Genomic DNA, 20966 nt, shown 5'->3' with positions numbered 1-20966 from the left:
GGAGTTATCCAGCCAGGGCGCTTTTCTGCGCCTAGCTCACGTGGAATTCTGTCCGGCTGCCCTGGCCCGTGGGAATGATTTCCAGCTGGGCGCTGATCCGTTCCTTCAGCTCTGCCACGTGGGAGATAATGCCCACCAGCCGGCCTCCCTTCTGGAGTTCCAACAGGGAGGTGATGGCCCCGTCCAGGGTTTCCGGGTCCAGGGAACCAAAGCCCTCGTCCACCAAAATGGTGTCCAGGTGCAGGCCCCCGGCGTAGGCTTCCAGCACATCGGACAGCCCCAGGGCCAGGGAAAGAGAGGTGAAGAAAATCTCGCCCCCGGACAGGGTGGTTACCGCCCGGGCCTGGCCGGTGAAGGCGTCCATAATTTCCAGCCCCAGCCCCTGTTCCTTCCGGGCGTCCACAATCTCCTGGCTCCGGTACAGGGTGTACCGGCCCTGGCTGATTTTGGACAGCCGCAGGTTGGCCGTTTCCAGCACATCGTCCAGCACTGCCTGAAGCACAAAGGAGGAGAAGGTCAGCTTCCGGGCGTTGTTGCCCCGGGCAGCCTGGGCCAGATGGCCGATGGGCCGGTAGGCCTCGTGAATCTTTTTCCCTTCCTCCCGGGTCTTTTCCAGGGCAGCCAGGGTTTGCCGCTCCCGCTTGAGACTGGCCTGAAGGGCGCCTGCCTGGGTGGCTGCGCTGTTCCAGGCCTGCCGGGCCTGGTGCACGGCTTCCTCCAGGGGCGGCAGCTCCGGCAGGGTCTTGCCCTCAAGCTGTTTTTCCAGACTTTCCCGTTCTCCTTCCAGCCGGGCCTTCTGCTCCCGGTACCGGTCCAGCTGGGCCTGCCAGTCCGCCTTGTGTTCCAGCTGGCTGTGGGCGGCCAAAAAGGCGTGCTGGTCGGCAAAGGAGGAGGCCTCCAGGGCGGCGCGGAACGCTTCCCGTTCTGCCTCGAACAGTTTTTCCGCCTCCTGGGCGTGCTGCTGGGAAGCCTTGCAGGAGCCTTCCGCCTGGTTTACCTGGGCCTGGGCCCGGTCCAGTTCCCGCTGGAGCCGGTCCAGCTCCTTCAGCCGGTTCTCCATGGCCTGGATTTTGGCTTTCAGGGCCTGCCGGTCCTTTTGGGTTTCGTTGGCCGGACTGGGGTGTTCCAGCGCCCCGCACACCGGGCAGGGCTTTCCGTCCACCAGCTGCTGGGCCAGCCGCACCGTTTCCCCGGAGACCACTGCCATCCGGGTCATTTCCTCCCGGCACTGGTTGGCCTGTTCCTGGAGAGCGTCCTTGTTGGTCTGGTTGGCCTTGGCAAGGCAGGCGGTCAGCTCTTTTTGGGCCGCCGTCCAGTTGGCCTGGGCTTGGTCCGCATTGTAGTCTGCCTTTTTCTTTTCCTGGGTGGCCTTCAGGGCATTTTCGTAGAAGGGGTGGAGCTTTTGGGCCTCATCTAACAGCACCAGTTTCTGCCGGAGCTCCGCAAGGGCCGGTTCCTGGGCCGTCAGCTGTTTTTGCTGCTGTTTGCATTGGTCCAGGCGTTTGAACAAATGGCTGGTCTGCTGGGCATTCTGGAAAGCCTCCTGGGCCTTTTGGTAGGCTTCCTGGGAACTTTTGCGCTGGGCTTCCAGAGCCTTTTCCTGGGCTTCCTCCTGGACCAGCTGCTCCTTTAGAGCCTCGGGACTTTCCGCCCCGGCTGCCTCCAAAAGCGCCTTGTAATGCTGGACGGCCTGCTGGTACTTCTGCTCCAGGGCCTTGGCCTTGGCATCCAGCCGGTCTTCAATCTGGCTGTACTGTTCGGTCTTGAACAGGGTTTCCAGAATCTTTTTCCGTTCCTTGGAATCTGCTACCAGAAAGCGGCGGAATTCCCCCTGGGGCAGCACCATCAGCTGGCGGAACTGCCGGGCCTGAAAGCCCAAAATGCCCTCAATGGCCTGGGTTACCGCATTGTTGGTCTTGCCCAGGATGTTCCGTTCCCCGTCCGGCCGGATTTCCACCAGCGACGCTCCTGCTGGCACCGTCCGGGTGCCTTCTCCCCGCTGCTTGGTCAGTTCCTGCTCCGGGGTACGGGTGACCTCGTACACCTTGTCCTGGTTGCTGAAGGTGAACAGCACCTCCGTCTTGTGGTCCGGGGTGGCGTAGTCGCTGCGCAGGGAGCGGTTGTCCCGCAGGTCCCCGCTGGGGGTGCCGTACAGGGCAAAGGTAATGGCGTCCAAAATCGTAGTCTTTCCGCTGCCGGTGGGACCGGTAATCAGGAAAAAGCGTTTGTCCCCCAATTTCGTAAAATCGATGACTTCCTTTTGGGCGTAGGGACCAAAAGCGGTCATTTCCAATTGCAATGGGCGCATCAGGCGTTCCTCCCTTCTGCTGCCAGTTCATTGAGCACCTGGTGCAGCAGCTCTTTTTCCTGGTCCGTCAGGTCGGTGCCCTCCGTTTCCCGGAAAAAGGCCCCAAACAGGTCCTCGGTGGTAAGCCCTTTCCGCTGCCGGGTTTCCTGGGCTTCTTCCCGGGGCTGGAGCCGTTCGTAGCCCAGCTGGAGAATGTTGGGGTACACCGTTTCCAGCCGGTGCTTGGCGTCCAAAATGGGTGCCTGATCCGTCAGCACCACCTGCAGGTAGTCCTGGGCCGCTTCCAACCGGGGATTTTCCAATAGGTCCTGGAATTCCCCCTTTAGCACCGCCAGCTCGTGGGGAGCCGTGAGATATACGGTTTCCACCTCCACCGCGCCGTCTTCCTTCAGATCCACAATTTGCAGGCCTTTTTTCTGGGAAGCTTCCGCAAAGGAATATTTCAGCAGGGAGCCGGAGTACCGGACGTTGTAGCTGTTAGCCTGGGCTGCGTGGAGATGGCCCAGGGCCGTGTAGGCAAAGTCCTTGAAGCAGTCAATGGACACCGTGGTGGCGCCGCCGGCTGCCAGGGGCCGCTCGCTGTCCGGGGTGGTCTGGGCTCCCGTGAGAAACACGTGGGCGAGGGCCACTTTCCGGGCACCCGCAGGAATCTGCGCCAGCATCTGGGCCACCTGCCATTTCAGCGCCTCCTCATGGGTATGCTGCTTTTCCCCGCTGAGCTCCGTGGCCGTCAGAGGTTCGCAGTAGGGCAGGGGACAGATATACACGTCCCCAAAGGCGTCCTGGAGCACCAGGGGTTTGGCGTCCCGGGTAACCTGGCCGTACACGTACAGCCCGGAAGACGCAAAAAGAGCCTGACCGAAGTTCAGCCGGTCAGGGTTATCGTGGTTGCCGGAAATCAGCACCACAGGAATTTTTAATTGCAGGACCATTTGCTGCAGGGTTTCGTCCAGCAAATTGACGGCCTCCGTGGGAGGCACGGACCGGTCGTAAATGTCGCCGGCAATGAGAATCAGGTCCACACGGTACTCCCGGGCGGCGGCCATGACCTGCTCTAGGGCCAGGGCCTGGTCGTCCAGAAGATGCAGTCCGTGAAAAATCCGTCCCAAATGCCAGTCCGAAGTGTGTAAAATACGCATGGCAGGGAATCCTTTCTACTTTCTGGTAAAGGTATGGGTGTGCTATAGGAGAGGAGAAATTGCTGGAAAGCAGGCTGGGGTGCAGGGGCTTAGTGGCTTTGGGCCAGTCGGTTCTTTACCGGGTTCAGCACGCCGCTCTTGAGCAGCAGGCCGGCAATGATGCTGCCGCCGGTGGTGCTGATCAGGAAGGGCGGAATAAAGAAGAACGCCAGGGTGGCTTTGCCCAATAGGTAGGTGGCTACCAGGTAGGCCACGTAGCCGCCCAGAATGCCGGTACCGAAGATTTCTCCAGCCATGGCGGCGGGAATGGTGTGGAAGCGCTTGTACACCAGCGCTGCGCAGATGGCGCCAATCATGCTGCCGGGGAAGGCCAGGGGAGAACCCAGACCTGCCAGGTTCCGCAGCAGGGCAATGAGAAAGCTGATGGCGGCCGCATAGGACGGGCCCAAAAGCACGGCGCACAGCACGTTGATGCAGTGCTGCATGGGGAAGCATTTGGAAATCCCCACCGGGATATACAGCAGGTTGGCGGTCAGGGTACCAATGGCCACCAGAAGCGCCGAAAGGGTTAAACGGTAAGTCTGCATGATTTCAGAATTCCTCCTTGCAATACAGTTGATACCTTATACTATAGCACGATACGGGCCGTTAGAAAATGAATTATCCCGGGAAATAGTGTATAATGACTCCATAGTCTGTTTTTAGACCTGCGAGGTGATTTTATTGAAGAAACTTTTTTATATGCTGTGTTTTTTCTGCCTGTTCTGTCTGCTGCCCCTGCCCAAGGCCCAGGCAGCCATGATCAGCGAAAAGCAGGAAATTGAAATGGGCCAGAAGGTGGCCCAGCAGCAGGAGGCCCAGTATGGGCTGTACCAGAACGACGAGGTCCAGGCCCGGGTGGACCGCATTGGCCAGAGCCTGGTAAAGTACAGCGACCGGAAGAATCTGACCTATACCTTTAAGGTATTAAATACCCAGGACGTCAACGCCCTGTCCTGCCCTGGGGGCTTTATCTACGTGTACAAGGGCCTTTTGGATTTTATGACCAGCGATGATGAGCTGGCTGCGGTGATTGGCCACGAAATTGGCCACGTGGAAAAGCGCCATACGGTCCACCAGCTGGAAAAGCAGATGGCCCTGTCCTTCCTGTCCATTTTGGCCGGGGCTGCCGCCGGGGATCCGGGGGCGGGCATTGCCCTGGCCACCACGGCTTCCCAGGCCCTGATGGCCGGCTACAGCCGGGCGGACGAGCGGGAAGCGGACCAGGAAGGTTTTCGGATGTGCAACGAGGCCGGCTATAATCCCTACGGCATTTACGTAACCATGGCCAAGCTGGACGATATGTCCAAGGAAATGGGGAATCCGGGCTACGGCCTGTTCTCCTCCCACCCGGAACCGGAAGTCCGGATGGCCAAAGCCCTCCAGTGGGTAAAACCTCTGCACATTGGGGCTGCGGTAACGGTTAATGCCGAGGGCTCTGCCACCGTCAGCCAAAACGGCTGGTCCTATACCATTACAGAAACTGCCGGCTACGACAAGCCGGCCTACCGGGTCTATCTGATGGCCGGAGCCCTGTACCTGTCCCAGAAGCGGGGCCTTGATGAGTCCCATTTTCTCACCATGGACGGGGACAACTGGTCCGATGTGTATTATGAAGATATCCGCATCCTCCGGGTGTATCCCCAGGATAACCAGCAGGATGGCCGGCCTGGGGAACTGGCCCGGCAGATTGCCGGAAAGCTCCAGGACTGGGCCCGGGCGGTAAAGGGTACTGCCCCTGCTGGGGCTGCTGCTTCTGCCGCAGCTGACCAGACCCCGGCCGCAGGCCAAAGCGTGACCCGGACGGCTGCCCCTGCACCCAGCCAAACCACTACGAAAAAATCTGCTGCCAGCCTGATGCCCCGGGCCTTTGCCCCGGCCCTGGCAGCCGGAAAGGAACTCCAGCATGCTTGACGTACTCGAATCGATTGCCCAGGAGCCCCTGTTGTGGGCCCATTTAACCCAAACCACCAAACCCATCGTCCTCTATGGCATGGGCAACGGCGCAGACCAGATCCTGGACCTGTGCCAGGAACTTTCCATTCCCGTGGCCGGCATTTTTGCCAGCGACGAATTTGTCCGGGGCCAGGAGTTCCGGGGCTTTACCGTAAAAAAATATGCGGAAATCCAAAAAGAATTGGGAGATTTTATTATTCTCATCGCTTTTGCCAGCGAGCGCCCGGAGATTCTGGAGCGGTTTTTCCACCTGGCCCAGCTCCACGAAACCTATGCGCCCCATCTGCCTCTCTTGGACGAGGTTCAGCTAGTGGACGAGCAGTGGATCCACCTGTACCATCGGGAGCTTGCCGCCGTCTACGAAAACCTGGCCGACGACCTGAGCCGGCAGGTGTTTCAGGACATTCTCCGCTACAAGCTGACCGGCAGCCTGAAATATTTGCAAAATGTTACCCAGCGCCGGGAGGACCTGACCACCCTGCTGCCCCTGGGGCCTGAGGAAAGCTACCTGGACCTGGGCGCCTACAACGGGGATACTCTCACCGAATTCCTGGAACTGACCAACCACCACTACCAGCATATCTACGCCGTGGAACCGGATCCCAAGAATTTCCGCAAGCTCCGGCACTATGTGGAAGAAGAGCAGCTGCGGAACTGCTCCCTGTTCCAAAAGGGCATCTGGCGCAGGGAAGGGGAACATTCCTTCCAGGCCAAGGGGGGCCGTATGTCCGCCCTGGTGTCCTACGGTACGGACGAAGTGCCCCTGACCACCATTGACGCCATCAGTGACGGCAAGCCCATTACCTACATCAAAATGGACGTGGAAGGGGCCGAAAAGGAAGCCCTGGAGGGCGGCGCTGAGACCATCGCCCGCTGCCAGTTCAAGCTGCTTCTGGCAGGCTACCACTACGAAATGGACCTGTTTGCCCTGCCGCTGAAGCTGTGGGAACTGGTGCCGGAGTACAAAATCTACCTGCGCCGCCACCCCTATGTGCCCTGCTGGGAAATCAACTTTTTTGTGACAAAATAATTTGACATTTTTTTGCCCTTGTAAGGTAAATATGCTAGAATGATAAGAAAATCAGATTGCGTACACTCCAGACAAACGGACGCAGGAAAGAAGGATGGTAGAGATGCAGTACTGGAAAAAGGGACTCCTGGCCCTTCTGGTGTTGGCCCTAGGGGTCACCGCCGGGTGCGGGGAGCAGAGTTCCGGCAGTAAGGAAAAGAAAGAAGCCAAAGTAGGAATTGTACAGCTGGTGGAACATTCCGCCCTGGACGCAGCCAATAAGGGCTTTGTGGACGGACTGGCAGCCGGCGGGTACAAAGAAGGAGAAAATCTGAAGCTGGATAAGCAGAACGCCCAGGCGGACCAATCCAACCTCCAGACCATTGCCCAGCGGTTTGTGAACGGCCATATGGACCTGATTTGCGCCATCGCCACACCCGCCGCCCAAACCGTGGCCAACGCCACCCGGGACATTCCCATTGTGGGCACCGCCATTACCGATTACAAGTCGGCCAAACTGGTGAAGAACCCGGAAAAGCCTGGTACCAATGTGACCGGCACCACCGATATGAACCCCATCGACAAGCAGCTGGACCTGCTGCTGCGCCTGGTACCCCAGACCAAAACCATTGGCGTTATCTATAACTCCAGTGAAATCAACTCCCAGCTCCAGGCAGAAGAACTGAAACGCCTGGCCGCCGCCAAGAACCTTAACGTGCGGGAAGCCACTATTACTACCGTCAACGATATCCAGCAGGCCGCCCAAAGCCTGGTGGGCAATGTAGACGCCATCTACGTGCCCACGGATAACGTCATTGCCTCCGCCATGCCCGTCCTGGCCAAAATCACCAACCCGGCCAAGATTCCCGTCATCTGCGGGGAAGGGGAAGTGGTGAAGCATGGAGCCCTGGCCACCATCGGCATTGATTACTACAAGCTGGGCTACCAGACCGGACTCATGGCCGCCAAAATCCTGAAAGGCGAGGCCAAGCCCCAGACCATGCCCATCGAAAAGCAGCAGGACATGAAGGTCACTGTCAACGAAACCGAAGCCAAAATTCTGGGAATTACCTTCCCGGAAGACTTGCTGAAAAATGCAGAAATCGTAAAATAAGCTTCACAGCAGTTGTTTGACAAAGGAGGGTTATTATGAACACACGCGGAAAACTCTGGATTGCAGCCCTTTTGGCAGCCCTGGCCATTGGTGCGGCCGGCTGCGGCGGCAGCGATACTGCCTCCAAAAATCAGAAGGACAAGGTCTATAACGTAGGCATCCTCCAGCTGGTGGAACACCCCGCCCTGGACGCCGCCAATAAAGGGTTTGTGGACGGCCTGGCCGCCAAAGGCTTTGCGGAAGGCAAGAACGTGAAGTTCGACCGCCAGAACGCCCAAGGGGACCAATCCAACCTTCAGACCATTGCCCAGCGCTTTGTGGCCAACAAAGATGATCTGGTCTGTGCCATTGCCACCCCGGCTGCCCAGACCATGGCCAATGCCACCAAGACCATTCCCATTGTGGGCACCGCCATTACCGACTATAAAGCCGCCAAGCTGGTGCAGGACCCCAGCAAACCCGGCACCAACGTAACCGGCACCACCGACATGAACCCGGTGGAAGCCCAGATTGACCTGTTGGTACAGATTATGCCCAAAGCCAAGACCCTGGGCTTTATCTACAGCTCCAGTGAAGTCAATTCCCAGATTCAGGTGGACCTGGCCAAAAAGGCTGCTGCCGCCAGAGGGCTGAAGACCGTGGAAGCCACCGTTTCCAACGTCAATGACATTCAGCAGGCCGCCCAAAGCCTGGTGGGAAAAGTGGACGCCATTTACGTGCCTACGGACAACGTGCTGGCCTCCGCCATGGCCAACCTGGTGAAAATCACCGACGAAGCCAAGATTCCCGTATTCTGCGGGGAAGGCGGCATGACCAAGGCCGGCGGCGTAGCCACCCTGGGCATTGACTACTACAAACTGGGTTACCAGACCGGGGAAATGGCTGCGGCCATTCTCAAAGGGGAATCCAAACCGGAAAATATGGCCATCCAGAGCCAGCAGACCTTTACGGTGCTGATCAACGATGCCCAAGTGAAAAAATTAGGACTGACCATTCCTGATGCCATCAAAAAGGAAGCCGAAGGAGCTAAATAATCCATGATTGATATCTTATTGCCAACGATTGCCCAGGGCCTGTTGTGGTCCCTTTTAGCCCTGGGTGTCTATATTACCTTCCGGGTACTGGACGTGGCCGACATGACCGTGGAAGGGTCCTTTCCCCTGGGGGCGGCAGTTGCCGTTACCCTGATGGTGAAGGGCACGAACCCCATTTTGGCCATCTTTGCCGCTGCCTTAGCCGGCGGCCTGGCCGGCCTGATCACCGGCTTTCTGCACACCAAACTGAAGATTCCGGCGCTCTTGGCCGGGATTCTCACCATGATTGCCCTGTACTCCGTGAACCTGAGGGTTATGGGCAAGGCCAACGTTTCCCTTTTGGGACAGGACACTGCTTTTTCCGTGGTCCAGGACCTTTTGGGCAGCTCGTATTCCAACGCCATTCTCATTATGGGCTTTATCATCTGCCTGTTCTTCTCCGTGCTGATCTACTGGTTCTTTGGAACGGAAATCGGTGCTGCCATCCGGGCTACCGGCTTCAATCCCCAGATGATCCGGGCCCAGGGCGTGGACACCGACCTGATGCTGAACCTGGGCCTGCTTCTCAGTAACGCCCTGGTAGCTGTAGCCGGCTCCCTGGTAGCCCAAAGCAACGGGTTTGCCGACGTGGGCATGGGGGTGGGCACCATCGTTATCGGCCTGGCCTCCGTGATTATCGGCGAAGTCCTCTTTGGGACCCGGAGCTTCAAGAACTCCCTGATTTCCGTTATCCTGGGCTCCATTGTGTACCGGCTGGTTATCGCCCTTGTGCTCCAGCTGGGCATGCCCCCCAACGACCTGAAGCTGTTTACGGCAGTGTTGGTAGCCCTGGCACTCTCCCTGCCCATGTTCAAGGGTAAACTGCTGGGAAGAAAGGTGGGCCAATAATGCTTGATATCAAACACTTATCCAAGACATTTTTCCCGGGCACGGTCAACGAAAAACGGGCCCTGTACGATGTGAACCTCCATATGGAACCCGGTGACTTTATCACCATCATCGGGGGCAACGGGGCCGGCAAATCCACGCTGCTGAACTCCATTGCCGGCGTCTTCCCGGTGGATACCGGAGAAATCCTCATTGACGGCGTGGACGTTACCAAGACCCCGGAACACAAACGGGCCCGCTATATCGGCCGGGTGTTCCAGGACCCCATGATGGGTACTGCCGCCGGTATGATGATTGAAGAAAACCTGGCCATTGCCTCCAGACGGGGCAAGACCCCTGGCCTTGCCTGGGCCCTGAAGGACTCCGACCGGGAACGCTTCAGAACCCTGCTGAAGGAACTGGACCTGGGGCTGGAAAACCGGCTGACCAGCCGGGTGGGCCTGCTTTCCGGCGGCCAGCGCCAGGCCCTGACCCTGCTTATGGCAGCCATGAACAAGCCCCGGATTCTGCTCCTGGACGAGCACACCGCAGCCCTGGACCCCAAAACCGCAGAAAAAGTGCTCCAGCTCACCGACAAGGTGATTGCTCGGGACCACCTGACCTCCCTGATGATTACCCACAACATGAAGGATGCCCTGCGGTTTGGCAACCGCCTGATCATGATGAACGCCGGCCACATTGTGGTGGATATCGGCGCTGAAGAAAAATCCAAGCTGACCATTCCGGACCTGCTGGCCCTGTTTGAAAAGGCCGCCGGCACCGAACTGGATAATGACCGGATGATGTTGGGTTAACCCAAGCAAATACTGCACCGTTTCTCAAGGGAGAAGCCGTGCAGTATTTTTTTGCAAACAGTCCGGGAAAACAGCGTATAATAAATGGCGTAGGGAAGAAAAGAGACCTATAAAATTGTAAATACCGTTACAGTTAGAAATAGAAAGCAAAACCTGCTGCCTGCAGCACGGTGCAAAGGAGGAATTTGCCATGTCGAAAACCTGTCCGATTACCATCAGCTCCTGGACTCTGGGAGACAAATGCAGCTTTCAGGAACGGGTCAGCGCCGCCAAAGCCGCTGGCTACGAAGGGCTTGGCCTGCGGGCCGAAACCTACGCCGACGCCCTGGCCGAGGGGCTCCAGGACCAGGACCTGCTGACCATCCTGGACCAATACGATATGCGGGTCACTGAGGTGGAATACATTACCCAGTGGGCCGATGAAAATCGCTCCTACGAGCAGAAATACAAGGAACAGGTATGTTTCCATATGTGCGACCTGTTTGGCGTTCAGCACATCAATTGCGGCCTGCTGGAGACCTATCCCCTGGACCATACCGCCCAGAAACTGAAAGAACTCTGCCGTCGGGCCGGCAAGCGCCTTATTGCCCTGGAGCCCATGCCCTACAGCGGGGTGCCCACGCTGGCGGCTGCCTGGGAAATTGTCCAGGCCAGCGGCTGCAGCAACGCCGGTCTGCTGCTGGATCTGTGGCATTGGGTCAGGGCCCAGCAGCCCCTGGACGGCAGGCTGCTGGAGGAGATTCCGGCAGACCGTATTGTCTCCCTGCAAATTGACGACGTGCTGCCCCGGCCCTATGCCTCTAGCGTCCTCCGGGACGAATCCATGCACGACCGGCTGGCCCCCGGCACCGGCTGCGGCCGGACCGCGGACTTTGTGCAAATGTTTCGGGCGAAGGGCGTTCAGCCTGCGGTGCTGGGGGTGGAGGTCATCAGCGATGCCCTTTTGCAGGAAGGGGTTCCTGCCGCCGCCCAGTACACCTATGCCTGCACCCGGAAGGTACTGGAACAAGCCTGGCCCCAGCTGCTGGAGAAATAGGTCCGCAGCTGCCTAAAGGCACCAGAAACCTACGAAAATACACTTTTTGGCCAAAATCAGGGCCGCCCCGGAAGGGCCGGCTTTATGGTAAATTGCCTGCAAATCTGATAGAATAAAATGGACTATCTAGAAGAATCGAGGAAATTATGACAGAGCTTTTAGCATCCCTTAACGAACAACAAGCCAAGGCCGTAGAGCAAACCAACGGCCCCATTTTGATACTCGCCGGTGCAGGCAGCGGCAAAACCAAAGTACTTACCACGAAAATTGCCTATTTGCTGGAAAAAGGCGTCAAACCCTACAGCATCCTGGCCATTACCTTTACCAACAAGGCCGCCAAGGAAATGCGGCAGCGGGTGGATGCCCTGGTGGGACCAGCCGCCAAGGACGTGTGGCTGTACACCTTCCACGGCTTCTGCAACCAGCTGCTGCGCCGGGACATCCAGCACCTGCCCGGAGGCAGCTATACCTCGGACTTTTCCATCTATGACACCACGGACTGCAAGAACGTGCTGAAGGAAGTCCTGAAGGCCATGAACCTGGACGAAAAGTTCTACCCCCTGCCGGCGGTGCTTTCGGCCATTTCCAACGCCAAAAACGCCCATATGGGACCGGACCAGGTGGAACGCACTGCCCAGGATTACCACCAGAAAAAGCTGGCAGAAATCTACCGGCTGTATATGCAGCGCATGAAGCAGAGCAACGCTGTGGATTTTGACGACCTGCTGCTGCTGGCCGTGGACCTGCTCCAGAACAACCCGGAAGTCCGCCAGAAATACCAGCAGAAATTCCATTATGTGCTGATCGACGAATATCAGGACACCAACCATGTCCAGTACCTGTTGGCCAAACTCCTCAGTGCCCCGGAAAACAACCTGTGCGCCGTGGGGGATATTGACCAGAGCATCTACGGCTGGCGGGGTGCGGATATCGCCAACATCCTGGACTTTGAAAAGGATTATCCCAAGGCCCAGGTGTATAAATTGGAACAGAACTACCGTTCCACCCAGGTGATTTTGGACGCAGCCAACGGGGTCATCAAAAACAACTCCGCCCGGCGGCCCAAGAACCTGTGGACGGCCAACGGCAACGGCAGCCCCATTGCCTACTACGAAGCCCGGGACGACCGGGAAGAAGCCCAGTTTGTGGTGGGCCAGATCCAGCGGCTCCAAAAAGAAGGGGTCAAGCTGGGGAATATGGCCATTTTGTACCGGACCAACGTACAGTCCCGGATGTTCGAAGAAAATCTGATCCACGTGGGGATTCCCTACGTGATGGTAGGGAGCTTAAAGTTCTACGACCGGAAAGAGGTCAAGGATACCCTGGCCTACCTGCGCCTTTTGGGCAACCGCCGGGACCTTCAGGCCCTGGCCCGGGTCATCAACGAACCCAAACGGGGCATTGGGGCCGCTAGCGTGACCAAGCTTCAGGGGCTTTTGACCGCCTCTGGAATGCCCCTGCCGGACCTGCTGAAGATTCCGGAGGTCCAGACCACCCTGGGCCGTTCCTGCGGGAAAATCCAGGCCTTCAGTGACATGATGGACGACCTGGCCACCATCCGGGACCAGGTGCCCCTGAAAGAACTGATTACCCAGCTGCTGGAAAAAAGCGGCTATCTGGAAGCCCTCCGGAAGGAAAATTCCGACCAGGCCAAGAGCCGGCTGGAAAACCTCAGCGAATTTGTCCGGATTGCCGACGAATTTACCAAGGACGGGGACGAAGAAGAAAACAAGACCCTGGAAGACTTCCTGAACCATGTGGCCCTGGTGTCGGACATTGACGATGCCAAGCTGACCCAGGATTCTGTGACCCTGATGACCCTTCATGCGGCCAAGGGCCTGGAATTTCCCGTGGTGTTCATTGGCGGTATGGAAGACGGCCTGTTCCCCAGCCAGCGGTCCTTGGAAGACGAGGACAAGCTGGAAGAAGAACGGCGGCTGTGTTATGTGGGCATCACCCGGGCCAAAAAGCAGCTGTTCCTTTCCAGCTGCCGGAGCCGGATGGTGTACGGCCGGATTGTCATGTACCCGCCCTCCCGGTTCCTCCAGGAGATTCCCCGGAACCTTTTGGAGAACGTCAAGGCGCGGCCGCAGGCCTACTTCCCCCATACCTACCACAGCAGCAGTCCTGCTGCCCCCGGCACCAGTTCGGGCCTCAGGGGCATTGCCCGGCACCGGACCGGCAGCGTGCTCCAGACCCCGGCAGGTCACGGCGGCTTTGTACCGGAAGGCGGGGCCGTACCCACCTTTGCTCCCGGGGACAAGGCCCGGCATAAGAAGTTTGGCACCGGCACCGTGATTTCAGCCGTTCCCGATGCAGGCGGCCAGGTGGTCAAGGTGGCGTTTCCTGGGGCTGGGGTAAAGACCCTGGCTACCAAATATCGAATCCTGGAAAAAATCTAGGCTGGTTACAACCAAAGAAAAGAGGGTAACTCCATGAGCGAGTTGACAAAAGAACAGGCTGCAGCCAAAGTGCTGGCCCTGCGGCAGGAGCTGCAGAAAAATTCTTATCTATATTATGTGCAGGACATGCCCACCATTACGGACGCAGAGTACGACGGTATGATGCGCCAGCTCCGGGAACTGGAAGCCCAGTATCCGGAACTGGTGACCCCGGATTCTCCCACCCAGAAGGTAGGGGGACGGGTGAAAACCGGTTTTACGGAAGTAAAGCACATTACGCCCCTGCTGAGCCTGGCCAACGCCTTTTCCTCGGAAGAAATGGAGGAGTTTGACCGGAGGGTCCACGAAGGCCTGCCCAAGGACGCAGTGGTGGAATACGTGGTGGAGCCCAAGATTGACGGCCTGGCCTGCAGCATCATCTACGAAAACGGTCGGTTTGTCCGGGCTGCTACCCGGGGTGATGGGGTCACCGGCGAAAACGTGACGGAAAACGTCCGGACCATTGAGAACGTGCCCAAACAGCTAAAACCCATTCCCGGCAAGGAAATCCCGGAACTCCTGGACGTTCGGGGCGAAGTGTATATGCCCCGCCATGCCTTCCTGGTGCTTAACGAGGAGCGGCTGGAAAACGGGGAACGGGAATTTGCCAATCCCCGGAACGCCGCCGCCGGTTCCCTGCGCCAGCTGGACCCCAAGGTAACTGCCAAACGGTCCCTGGCCTTCTTTGCCTACGGCGTAGGCACCGGCGCCCTGCCCACCCACAATGAATCCATGGATATGCTCCAGCAGTACGGCTTTACCACCACGGAAGGCCGCACCAAGGTGGATACCATCCAACAGGCCAACGAGCTGATCAAGGCCCACGGCGCCAGACGGGCCAGCCTGGGCTACGACACCGACGGGGTGGTGGTAAAGGTCAACGCCGTGTGGCAGCAGAATATCCTGGGCGCCACCGGCAAGGACCCCCGCTGGGCCATGGCCTACAAGTTCCCGCCGGAACAGGCGGAAACCACCCTCCGGGATATCGTCATCCAGGTAGGCCGCACCGGCGTGCTGACCCCTACGGCGGTACTGGATCCGGTACGGCTGTCCGGCAGCACCATCAGCCGGGCCACCCTGCATAACGAAGATTTCATCAAAGAAAAAGATATCCGCATCGGCGACCGGGTAATCATCAACAAAGCCGCAGAAATTATTCCGGAAGTGCTGAAAGTGGTAACGGAAAAACGCACCGGGGAGGAAAAGGAATTTGTCATGCCTGCCACCTGCCCGGAATGCGGCTGGCCCACCAAGCGGGAAAACGACGAGGCCGCCGTGCGCTGCACCAATCCCCATTGCCCGGCGCTGAGACGGGAAGGGCTGATCCACTTTACCAGCCGGGACGCCATGGATATTGACGGCTGCGGCCCCTCCGTGCTGAATCAGCTCCAGGCAGCAGGCCTGGTGAAGGACCCCAGTGACCTGTACCTGCTTACCGCAGAGCAGCTGGTGGAACTGGACCGGATGGGGCAGAAATCCGCCGACAACCTGGTTCAGGCCATTGCTGCCAGCAAGGAGCAGAGCCTGGATAAGCTGCTGTTTGCCCTGGGTATCCGCCATGTAGGCGCCAAAGTAGCCCGGACCCTGGCCCTCCATTACAAGACCCTGGACGCCCTGAAGGCAGCCCGGCAGGAAGACCTGTCCGCCATTCCCGACGTAGGCCCCAAGATTGCCGAAAGCGTGGTTACCTATTTTGGGGACCCGGCCAATTTGGACCTGTTGGAACGGCTGAAGGAACTGGGACTCAATATGACCATGACCTCCGGCCCTGCTGCCAACGAAAACCATCCCTTCTACGGGAAAACCATGGTCTTTACCGGCACCCTTCCCACCCTGGACCGGGCCACCGCCCAGACCATGGCCCAGGACGTGGGCGCCAAGGTAACCAGCTCCGTCAGCAAAAAGACGGACTTTGTGGTAGCCGGCGCCGACCCTGGCAGCAAATATACCAAGGCCCAGACCCTGGGCGTACGGATTTTGGACGAAGCAGAGTTCCTGTCCCTGCTCCGCAGTGAGTAAGGGCGCCGCCCTGGCCAAGAAAAACAAAAATGACTTGGGAGCGCCTTTCCGTTCCCAAGCCATTCCTTTTTGCCGAAAAACCGGGCAGCCCCGGTCACCTATGCTATAATAGACATTGTATTCTAAACAACGAGGTGCGTAATGGAATTCTTTATCTTTATCCTGATTCTTTCCCTGATTTCCTTTTCCGTAGCCTTTCTGGCCTACGGCTTCTGCCTGCGCTTTTTCGGTGCCCAGGGCACCAGAGCCAAGGTGGCCCAGATTATTATTACGCCTGTAGCAGTGGTGCTGTGGGATTTCCTGGTGATTACCCGGAACGATATTTCCCGGGCCATTTTGGGAGCGCTCCCGGTGATTGCCGTCATCTGCCTGGTGGTGTACTCCAAGCTGAACAACAGCGATGAACCGGAACCCCTGGAACTGGCTCCCAGAAAGACCAGCGTGAAATCCATGCGGGCCGCAGAGAAACGGCGGCAGAGAGCCCAGCGGCAGGAAGCTGCCCACCGGGGCAAAACGGAAGAACACAAATAAGAAACGAATAGAAAAATGCAGTCCTCAGGCAAGCTTGCCCAAGAGACTGTATTTTTTGTTTTTGTAATTACGCAGTAGGCCGCACGAGCCTTCTAACCGCACGCGTATTAAACTCCTTTGGCTTCCTCAGGGGGCAGGGGATGCTGGGCCTGCTCCAGCTTTTCCTGGTACCGGTTCAGGATATCCTGTAGGGTAATGGCCGCCATTTCCCCTTCCGCCTTTTCCTGGACCCGGTCAAAATAATCCTGGAGGGCGTTCTGCACATGGACCCCTACGCCGCAATCCGGGTTGGTATGGGTATCCAGGTGGAGCAGGGGCTTGTGGCCCTCCACCGCCCGGTAGACGTGGAGCAGGGTAATCTCCTCCGGCGCCTTGGCCAGTTCCGGCCGGGGATGCCCCGTTACGCTGCGCAGGAGTCCCGCCTGGCGCAGGGTGGACATCAGCTGCCGTACATAGCTGGGGTTGGTTTTTACGCTTTGGGCAATCCGGTCGCTGGTGAGAATCATATCCGGATTCAAATATATAAAACAAAGAATGTGGACAGCATCGCTGACCTTGGTAGAATATTTCATGTTTGCTCCTCCTTGCTGACGAAAATATTATAACAGCATATTGACATTCCTTCAAGTCGGTGTTACACTAATTTTGCTGATAAAAATAAATAGACAGCAAAAAGAAGGAGAACACAATGAGCTTTTATGAAGATTTGGTCATGAGAACCCAGATGAATTATAACCGGTATTATGGTGTATACGCTTCCGGCGGTACCCCCTACGCCTTGAGCGAAAATAAGCCCCTTACTCCGGAAGCCGGGGCTCAGCGCCTGGTGGAAGAAATCCAGAAGGCTGATATTGTTATCGTAGGCGGCGCTTCCGGCCTGTCCGCTGCCGGTGGCGGAGATTTCTACTATGGTGATTCCCCATCCTTCCAGGAGCACTTTGGCAAGTTTGCCAAAAAGTACGGCTTTACCGGTGCCTTTAACGGCATGATGGTTCGGTACCCCACCCGGGAAGAATTCTGGGGCTATTTGGCCACCTTCCTGTACACCACCCAGCACGCCCCTGTGCGTCAGCCCTACAAGGATCTGGACGTGCTGATCCGGGATAAGGAATTTTTTGTAGTGACCACCAACCAGGATACCCAGTTCATCAAACTGTATCCCGAAAGCAAGGTAGCCGAAATCCAGGGGGACCATCGGTTCTTCCAGTGTGCCCAGCCCTGCTGTGACGATACCTGGGATTCCTTAAAGCCCGTGGCAGAAATGGTGAAGGCCATGGGGGACGACACCAAGATTCCCAAAGAAATGATTCCCCGCTGTCCCCACTGCGGCGGCGAAGCCTTCCCCTGGGTCCGGGGCTACGGCAACTATCTCCAGGGTAAAAAATACCAGGAAGAATACGCAAAGATTTCCCAATACGTCCAGGACCATTACAACGACAAGGTGCTGTTTTTGGAACTGGGAGTAGGCCGCATGACCCCCATGTTCATCCAGAAGCCCTTTTGGAACCTGACCCTGTCCATGCCCCAGGCCCGGTACGTAGGCATCAACGACAAATACGCCTTCCTGCCCAAGGAATTGGAAGAACGGGGCGTAGTCATCCAAGGGGACCTGGGGAAAATCCTCACCCTGGCCGCCCAAGACAAACAGGAAGAAGGGAAATAAGATGACAGAATTCCAAGCAGCAGCAAGCAAACTCCGGGAAGCGGACGCCGTTCTCATCGGCGCCAGCAACGGCCTTTCCATTACCGAGGGCCTGCACCTTTTTGCGGCAAATCAGGCCTTTCGGGACCTGTGCGGGGACTTTCAGGACAAATACGGCGTCAGCTGCCTGCTCCAGGGCATGGGCGCCCAGTGGCCGGAAGAAGAAGTGAAATGGGCCTACTGGAGCCGGCTGGTCCAGCACTATTGCCGGGAGTATAAAAAAACGCCGGTGATGGAAACCCTCCAGGCCCTGGTAGGGCAGAAGGACTATTTCATTGTCACCTCCAACGGGGAATGCCATTTTGAAAAAAGCGGCTTTGACCCCAAACGGATCTTTGAAGTAGAAGGAACCTGGCTGGAACTTCAGTGTGCCCGGGCCTGTCACAATACCCTGTATCCCTGGGAAGACCTGGCAGGAAAAATGGCCGCTGCCGAAACAGACGGACGGATTCCCACAGAACTGGTGCCCCATTGTCCCCACTGCGGCGGTCCCATGGAAGTACACCTGGCCATGGACAGCAGTTTCCTGCCCAACACCCAGGGAGAAGAAGCCCTGAAGCAATTTCTCCAAAACTGGATCGGCAAGAAGAAGGTCATTTTGGAACTGGGCATCGGACCCCGGAACCAGCTGATCAAGGCACCCCTGATGCAGCTGGCGGCTTTGGACCCCTCCATTACGTATATCACCATCAACAAGGGTCAGCTGTACATTCCCCAGGAACTTGCCAGCCAGGCCTATGGTTTTGACGGCCTGTTGGAGCCCGTTTTGCAGGAACTGTTACAAGCTTGACAGAAAAATAAATACAAGTTTAGCAGGAAATTCACCCCCTGATAGAGAATAATACTTATAAAGCAAAGTAGGACAACTCTATTTGGGGGTGAGATTTATGTTGAACAAAATTTTGGTGCCGGTGGATGGTTCTGAAACCGCTTGGCGGGCTTTGGCGGAGGCCAAGGATTTGGCCGTAAAGTTCGGCGCTTCCCTGGTGGTGGTGAACGTGGTGCAGATGTACAGCAGTATGTCCATTCCGGTAGTGCCGCTGGATCAGGAAACCTTCCGGGACGGCAACAAGGCCCTGCGGGAAATTGGAGAAAAAATACTGGCAGATGCCAAAGAAAAACTCACCGGCTTTATTGGGCCGGTGGAATATGTACAAGAAGTGGGCCATCCGTCCCGCCGGATTTTGGCCGTCTGCGAAGACAAACAGTGTGATGCGATTGTCATCGGCTGCCGGGGTCTTAGCGGCATTGAAGAATTTTTCCTGGGCAGCGTCAGCAGCAAGGTCCTGGAATATTCCAAGGTCCCTGTGCTGGTTGTGAAATGATGAGGGAGAAGGAGGCAGTCCTATGTTTACGAAAATTTGTGTGCCGGTAGATGGCTCTGAAGGTGCCTGGAAGGCTTTGGCCGCCGCCAAAACCCTGGGGGAAAAATACGGCAGTGAACTGCTGGTGTTGACCATTTCCGGTCCCTACAGCTCCCTGATTATGATGCAGGTTGCCGTCAATGAACAGACCATTACCCGGACGAAGGAAGAACTGAAGAAAGCCAGGGATACCATTCTGGGCCAAGCGGAAGAGCGGCTTGCCGGCTATTCCGGCAACGTGGAATATGTGGAGACCATGGGGAACCCTGCCCAGACCATTATGAAACGGGCGGAAGAAGCTGGCTGTGATGCCATTGTCATGGGCAGCCGGGGTCTCAGCGGCGTAGAAGAATTCCTGTTGGGCAGCGTCAGTGAAAAAGTGGCCCAGTACGCCAAAGTCCCCGTATTCATCATCAAATAGACCGGCCTAGCCGGCAGTTCCCTGGAGGAATTTCCTTCGGGGAACTTTTTCATAGTTGTTAAGAATTAAATTGCTTTTTCAGGTAAATATGAAACTTTTCAGCAGGAATTTTCCTGTTTACGGTGAATAAGTGTAATAGGAAAAGAAAATGCCATAGGAATTTTGGAGGTGGGTTTTATGTTCGAGAAAATTTTGGTCCCTGTAGATGGTTCTGAAACCTCTTGGCGGGCTCTGGAAGAAGCCAAAACTTTGGCTACGGCCTTTAATGGTGAATTGGTAGTTGTCAACGTGATTCAGCCCTACAACAATTCGGCAATGCTGATTGTTCCCCTGGATCAGGCTACCATCAGCCAAGGCAACGCTGAGCTGACCAAACTGGGGAACAGCGTTCTGCAAACGGCAGAACAAAAACTGGCAGACTTCAAGGGCAAAAAGGAATTGACCCTGGAAGTGGGCCATCCGTCCGAACGGATTCTGGCGGTCTGCAAGGATAAGAAATGCACGGCTATCGTTATCGGCAGCCGGGGCCTGAGCGGCATTGCCGAGTTCTTCCTGGGCAGCGTCAGCAGCAAGGTATCCCAGTATGCAGATGTACCGGTTCTGATTGTAAAATAAAACAGCAGAACCCTGAAGGAGGGTGAGTGTATGATTAACAAAATTATGGTTCCCGTTGATGGTTCCCAGATTGCCCTGCGGGCTCTGACCTTTACCATTGATATTGCCAAGAAATTCAACTCTGAGATTATCGTTTTGAATATCGATATTCCCTATGACCTGAGCAGAATTAAACCCCCTCGTAAAGATAAAGACGGCCATGTGATTGTGGACGAATTCAAGGAACCTACTCCTTTGGAAAGTGCCCAGACAGAGGCTGCCAAAGAAAAATATGAAAAGATTTCCTTTAGAAGATTGGTGGACATTGACCCGGCAGAACGAATCTGTGCAGAAGCAGAACGGGAAGATGTGGACCTGATTGTCATGGGCAACCGTGGCATGGGTGTGCTGGCCGGGTTCTTCCTGGGCAGCGTCAGCACCAAGGTGTCCCAGAGCGCCCAGTGCCCTGTTACCATCGTGAAATAGTGCGAAAAAGGGCCTGGGTGGACGCTATGTACACCTGGGCCCATTCCAGTTAGGGCGCAGGCCCGGAGCTGGAAGGTTTCAGGAGGGGCCT

20 protein-coding genes are annotated in these 20966 nt (G+C 56.9%); 16 read left to right on the top strand and 4 right to left on the bottom strand.

Features of this window, described 5'->3' with window-relative positions:
* Nucleotides 1–31: 31 nt before the first annotated feature.
* The 3 genes from C7E10_RS03950 to thiW all read right to left on the bottom strand — a co-directional run bounded on the left by C7E10_RS03950 (nt 32) and on the right by thiW (nt 4034).
* Nucleotides 32–2308 carry an AAA family ATPase gene (locus C7E10_RS03950; RefSeq protein WP_105326058.1) on the bottom strand — a complete coding sequence of 759 codons (2277 nt, stop codon included), beginning with the start codon at nt 2306–2308 and terminating at the stop codon, nt 32–34.
* Entirely contained in the window at nt 2308–3447 is a 1140-nt protein-coding gene (locus tag C7E10_RS03945) for an exonuclease SbcCD subunit D (RefSeq protein WP_105326057.1), read from the bottom strand. Before C7E10_RS03945 ends, C7E10_RS03950 begins: the two co-directional genes overlap by 1 nt.
* Nucleotides 3448–3536: 89 nt before the next feature.
* Nucleotides 3537–4034 carry an energy coupling factor transporter S component ThiW gene (thiW, locus tag C7E10_RS03940; RefSeq protein ID WP_105326056.1) on the bottom strand — a complete coding sequence of 166 codons (498 nt, stop codon included), beginning with the start codon at nt 4032–4034 and terminating at the stop codon, nt 3537–3539.
* Between the two features lie 127 nt (nt 4035–4161).
* Between thiW and C7E10_RS03935 the strand changes: the two genes are divergently transcribed.
* The 10 genes from C7E10_RS03935 to C7E10_RS03890 all read left to right on the top strand — a co-directional run bounded on the left by C7E10_RS03935 (nt 4162) and on the right by C7E10_RS03890 (nt 16308).
* The gene (locus C7E10_RS03935) at nt 4162–5400 is read left to right on the top strand and encodes a M48 family metallopeptidase (protein ID WP_231085931.1); all 1239 of its coding nucleotides are present in this window, start codon (nt 4162–4164) and stop codon (nt 5398–5400) included.
* Nucleotides 5393–6472 (top strand): FkbM family methyltransferase, encoded by a 1080-nt coding sequence (locus C7E10_RS03930; RefSeq protein WP_105326054.1) that lies wholly within the window; start codon nt 5393–5395, stop codon nt 6470–6472. Before C7E10_RS03935 ends, C7E10_RS03930 begins: the two co-directional genes overlap by 8 nt.
* A 103-nt stretch (nt 6473–6575) precedes the next feature.
* Nucleotides 6576–7565, top strand: coding sequence for an ABC transporter substrate-binding protein (locus C7E10_RS03925; RefSeq protein WP_200820199.1), 990 nt, complete (start codon nt 6576–6578; stop codon nt 7563–7565).
* A 35-nt stretch (nt 7566–7600) separates the two neighbouring features.
* Nucleotides 7601–8599 (top strand): ABC transporter substrate-binding protein, encoded by a 999-nt coding sequence (locus C7E10_RS03920; RefSeq protein WP_105326052.1) that lies wholly within the window; start codon nt 7601–7603, stop codon nt 8597–8599.
* Nucleotides 8600–8602: 3 nt separating this feature from the next.
* Nucleotides 8603–9487, top strand: a complete 885-nt coding sequence (locus C7E10_RS03915; protein ID WP_200820198.1) for an ABC transporter permease — start codon at nt 8603–8605, stop codon at nt 9485–9487.
* Nucleotides 9487–10281 carry an ABC transporter ATP-binding protein gene (locus C7E10_RS03910; RefSeq protein WP_105326051.1) on the top strand — a complete coding sequence of 265 codons (795 nt, stop codon included), beginning with the start codon at nt 9487–9489 and terminating at the stop codon, nt 10279–10281. The genes C7E10_RS03915 and C7E10_RS03910 overlap by 1 nt, the downstream gene beginning before the upstream one ends.
* Before the next feature lie 190 nt (nt 10282–10471).
* Complete coding sequence (locus C7E10_RS03905; RefSeq protein WP_105326050.1) at nt 10472–11317, top strand: sugar phosphate isomerase/epimerase family protein; 846 nt, start codon at nt 10472–10474, stop codon at nt 11315–11317.
* A 146-nt stretch (nt 11318–11463) separates the two neighbouring features.
* The gene (gene pcrA / locus C7E10_RS03900) at nt 11464–13719 is read left to right on the top strand and encodes a DNA helicase PcrA (protein ID WP_105326049.1); all 2256 of its coding nucleotides are present in this window, start codon (nt 11464–11466) and stop codon (nt 13717–13719) included.
* A 33-nt stretch (nt 13720–13752) separates the two neighbouring features.
* Complete coding sequence (gene ligA, locus C7E10_RS03895; protein WP_105326048.1) at nt 13753–15777, top strand: NAD-dependent DNA ligase LigA; 2025 nt, start codon at nt 13753–13755, stop codon at nt 15775–15777.
* A gap of 141 nt (nt 15778–15918) precedes the next feature.
* Nucleotides 15919–16308: a DMT family transporter gene (locus tag C7E10_RS03890; protein WP_105326047.1), complete on the top strand. Its 390-nt coding sequence runs from the start codon at nt 15919–15921 to the stop codon at nt 16306–16308.
* A gap of 107 nt (nt 16309–16415) precedes the next feature.
* On the opposite strand, the gene C7E10_RS03885 is transcribed toward C7E10_RS03890, so the two are convergent.
* Nucleotides 16416–16880, bottom strand: a complete 465-nt coding sequence (locus C7E10_RS03885; RefSeq protein ID WP_105326046.1) for an Rrf2 family transcriptional regulator — start codon at nt 16878–16880, stop codon at nt 16416–16418.
* Nucleotides 16881–16996: 116 nt separating this feature from the next.
* Here C7E10_RS03885 and C7E10_RS03880 point away from each other — a divergent pair, with 116 nt between their 5' ends.
* From C7E10_RS03880 to C7E10_RS03855, 6 genes are all read left to right on the top strand, one after another.
* Complete coding sequence (locus tag C7E10_RS03880; protein WP_105326045.1) at nt 16997–17971, top strand: SIR2 family NAD-dependent protein deacylase; 975 nt, start codon at nt 16997–16999, stop codon at nt 17969–17971.
* 1 nt (nt 17972) lies between these two features.
* The gene (locus C7E10_RS03875; protein ID WP_200820197.1) at nt 17973–18800 is read left to right on the top strand and encodes an SIR2 family NAD-dependent protein deacylase; all 828 of its coding nucleotides are present in this window, start codon (nt 17973–17975) and stop codon (nt 18798–18800) included.
* A 97-nt stretch (nt 18801–18897) separates the two neighbouring features.
* Nucleotides 18898–19335 (top strand): universal stress protein, encoded by a 438-nt coding sequence (locus tag C7E10_RS03870; protein WP_105326044.1) that lies wholly within the window; start codon nt 18898–18900, stop codon nt 19333–19335.
* Between the two features lie 22 nt (nt 19336–19357).
* Complete coding sequence (locus tag C7E10_RS03865) at nt 19358–19795, top strand: universal stress protein (RefSeq protein WP_105326043.1); 438 nt, start codon at nt 19358–19360, stop codon at nt 19793–19795.
* A 177-nt stretch (nt 19796–19972) separates the two neighbouring features.
* Nucleotides 19973–20410, top strand: coding sequence for a universal stress protein (locus C7E10_RS03860; protein WP_105326042.1), 438 nt, complete (start codon nt 19973–19975; stop codon nt 20408–20410).
* A 30-nt stretch (nt 20411–20440) separates the two neighbouring features.
* Nucleotides 20441–20875 (top strand): universal stress protein, encoded by a 435-nt coding sequence (locus C7E10_RS03855; RefSeq protein ID WP_105326041.1) that lies wholly within the window; start codon nt 20441–20443, stop codon nt 20873–20875.
* Nucleotides 20876–20966: the final 91 nt, after the last annotated feature.

This window comes from Acidaminococcus hominis, assembly GCF_900291475.1.
Taxonomy (GTDB): domain Bacteria; phylum Bacillota; class Negativicutes; order Acidaminococcales; family Acidaminococcaceae; genus Acidaminococcus; species Acidaminococcus hominis.
Note: the sequence above shows the minus strand (reverse complement) of the source record. Positions and strands in the feature narration are given on the sequence as shown.